The sequence below is a fragment of the Streptomyces sp. YS-3 genome, from assembly GCF_045257485.1.
In the GTDB taxonomy this organism is placed as follows: Bacteria; Actinomycetota; Actinomycetes; order Streptomycetales; family Streptomycetaceae; genus Streptomyces.
The window spans coordinates 1-2,337 of sequence record NZ_JBJHPC010000836.1 but is presented as its reverse complement, the minus strand read 5'-3'; the positions used below and the strand labels follow the sequence as shown (position 1 = coordinate 2,337).

Sequence of the window (2,337 nt, the reverse complement as noted above, 5' to 3'; positions counted from 1 at the left end):
CGTCCCCGCCCCCGGCCATCCGTACGCCCACCACCGCGCCCGCGACCACCGCCACCAGCGCGGCAGCGGCGGCGGCCCACCGCAGCGGCCGGCGCGCCGCCCGCCGGGGAGCGGCCGAGGACGGCCCGGCCTCCCGCCGGTGGGTCGGCACGTCGGAGCCGTCCTGCTCACCGCCCGGCCAGGGCCGCCCCGGCACCTTCTCCACCGGATTGCTGAAACGCTGGGTCGGGATGAAGGCCTCGGTCCCGTACGCCGCCGAGCGCAGCTCCGCCATCAGCTCGTCCGGCGTGGGCCGGTCCTCGGGCTTCTTGGCGAGACAGCCGCGCAGCACCGGCACGAGGTCGTCGGGGACTCCGGTCAGATCGGGTTCGTTGTGGACGACCTGGTACGCCACGATGTAGTGGCTCTCGGAGTCGAACGGCCCGTTCCCCGTCGCCGCGTGCACCAGCACCGCGCCCATCGCGAAGACATCGGCGGCGGGCCCCACCTCGCGCGGCGACTGGAACTGCTCCGGCGCCATGAACGGCGGCGTGCCGATGAGCCTCCCGGTCTCGGTGCGCAGATCGCTGTCGTACGGACGCGAGATACCGAAGTCGATGACCTTCGGCCCGTCGGCGGCGAGCAGCACGTTGCTCGGCTTGAGGTCGCGGTGGACGACCCCGGCCCGGTGGATGTCCCGCAGCGCCTCGGCGAGCCCGGCGCCCAGGCGCCGCACCTGCGAGGCCTCAAGGGGCCCGTTCCGCTTCACTTCCTCGGCGAGGGTGGGCCCGGGAATGTAGAGGGTCGCCATCCACGGCCGCGCGGCGGCCGGATCGGCGTCGACGACGGACGCGGTGAACGCGCCGCTCACCCGCCGCGCGGCCGACACCTCCTGTCTGAACCGCGCCCTGAACTCGGGGTCCTTGGCGTGCTCGGCGTGGACGACCTTGACGGCCAGCCGCAGGCCGGAGGCGGACGCGGCCAGATGGACCACACCCATGCCACCCGAGCCGAGCGTCGACTCCAGCAGATACTGCCCGGCGTACTCCGGTACCCCCGGACGTTCCGCTTCCGGTCCCGGCCCCGTGCTGCGCAACGGCGGCATCACCCACCCCCGTGTGTTCGTCCCCGAGCGCGACGCTCGGAGCCTAGTCGATGATGCGTGCGAGACCCGAGGGGCTTGCTAGCCTGCGGGTCGCGTGCGTGGCGTACGCAGAGTGACGGTGACGGGGGAGGCCAGACATGGCTACGGACGAGCTCGCGGGTGTGCAGAGCGAGGCCACGACGAAGCGGTACCCGGTGGCGCCGGGCGTACAGCTGAACGTCCGCAGCGGCCCCGGCACGGGGTACCCGGTGATCAAGGTGCTCCCCACCGGGGTGAGCGTCCCGATCAACTGCCAGTGCCCCGGTACGACGGTCTCCGGCCCGTACGGGACGTCGAACATCTGGGACAACATCGCCAACGGGCAGTACGTGGCGGACGCGTACGTACGGACGGGCAGCGACGGCTACGTGGCGGTCCGCTGCGGCTAGCCGCCCCCCGCGAGCGGCGATAATCGACCCCATGAGCGACGAGAACGCCGACGGCACGGGCGCGGGCGGCCCCGAGCCCGAGCCCATCCGCTTCTTCGGTACGACGTGGGTCGACCACGACGGCGGCTACGGCCTGCGCCGCGCCGGGGTGGCGATCGGCGCCCTGGCGGCGGCGGTGGCGGCGTGCGTCGTGCTGCGCCTCGCGTACCAGGGCCTCCAGATCGCGGACACCGGCGCCTTCGTGACCGTCCTGGTCGTGGTGATGTTCGCGCTGTGCAGCGCGATGGCGTTCCGCAAGACCTGGGACGGCTTCTCGGCCCGCCCCACGGACCCCGAACGCGAGCGTTCCCTCCAGGGCCTGAAGGCGATCGGCTTCGTGGGCTCCCTCCTGGCCTACGCGTTCCGGGCCCTGCGCGAGGCCCCCGGCGAGTCCCTGCACCGCAGGGAGTACGAGGAGGCACTGAAGCGCCAGGAACGCCGGAGGGGCCGGAAGAGGCCGAAGCGGGGTTAGCCCCGGGGGCCCTTGCACCGGCCGCCCTGAAGCCCCCGGGTCACGTCCCCGGGTCTGCACTCCGCCCTGCTTCTGGCAGCCACCCGCCTTCAGAGTGGGGGTGGCGAACGCGGACCCACCAGAGTCGTGACCTTGATTCCGCAGGTGAATCCACAGGCTGTGGACAGCGCGGCCACGGCCCGGGACTTCGCGTGCGCGCCGACTCGGATTGATCGCGCAGTTCCCCGCGCCCCTTGACCCGTGTTCGTCTGCGGGCTCTGTTGGGTTGCCCGCGCAGTTCCCCGCGCCCCTTGGGAGGCACCCCCCGCCCGTAC

At 73.0% G+C, this 2,337-nt stretch carries 3 protein-coding genes; 2 read left to right on the top strand and 1 reads right to left on the bottom strand.

Going from position 1 to position 2,337, the window contains the following annotated elements:
• Positions 1-1,084, bottom strand: a 1,084-nt coding sequence (locus ACJA3G_RS35375; RefSeq protein WP_406557126.1) for a serine/threonine-protein kinase, incomplete at its 3' end; no start/stop codon positions are given.
• A gap of 137 nt (positions 1,085-1,221) precedes the next feature.
• On the opposite strand from ACJA3G_RS35375, the gene ACJA3G_RS35370 reads away from it, so the two are divergent.
• Positions 1,222-1,512: a peptidase gene (locus ACJA3G_RS35370; protein ID WP_406557125.1), complete on the top strand. Its 291-nt coding sequence runs from the start codon at positions 1,222-1,224 to the stop codon at positions 1,510-1,512.
• A 31-nt stretch (positions 1,513-1,543) separates the two neighbouring features.
• A complete protein-coding gene (locus ACJA3G_RS35365) occupies positions 1,544-2,023 on the top strand; it encodes a hypothetical protein (protein WP_406557124.1) in 480 nt (159 codons plus the stop codon).
• Positions 2,024-2,337 lie beyond the last annotated feature (314 nt).

Bases quoted from the DNA above. Each gene is read 5' to 3' on its own strand.
- ACJA3G_RS35365 (WP_406557124.1), top strand. From the start codon at position 1,544: ATGAGCGACGAGAACGCCGACGGCACGGGCGCGGGCGGCCCCGAGCCC.
- ACJA3G_RS35370 (WP_406557125.1), top strand. From the start codon at position 1,222: ATGGCTACGGACGAGCTCGCGGGTGTGCAGAGCGAGGCCACGACGAAG.